Here is a 232-nt window from a genome sequence, read left to right as displayed (position 1 = left end):
ATACATTGCCTTGAAGACGGGGCGGAGAGACGGAAGGAGAAGCAGGGCGGAGATACTGGAACAATACTTGCCTGACCACAATGAGAGCATGAGTATGGTGCTTGACAGATTTAAGTCCATTGGTGTTGACACCAAGGGTGTTGTTGCTTTGTTAGGAGCTCATAGTGTAGGAAGAACACACTGCACAAAGATAGTCCACAGGCTATACCCGGAAGTAGACCCGGAATTGAAC

Annotated in this window: 1 protein-coding gene; it reads left to right on the top strand. The window is 48.3% G+C overall.

Annotated elements, in window-relative coordinates:
- The coding region (locus tag J2D73_RS20495; protein ID WP_207884276.1) for a peroxidase family protein at positions 1 to 232 on the top strand (232 nt) is incomplete at both ends.

This window comes from Acetobacter sacchari (assembly GCF_017377715.1).
GTDB classification, from domain to species: domain Bacteria; phylum Pseudomonadota; class Alphaproteobacteria; order Acetobacterales; family Acetobacteraceae; genus Acetobacter; species Acetobacter sacchari.
Note: the sequence above shows the minus strand (reverse complement) of the source record. Positions and strands in the feature narration are given on the sequence as shown.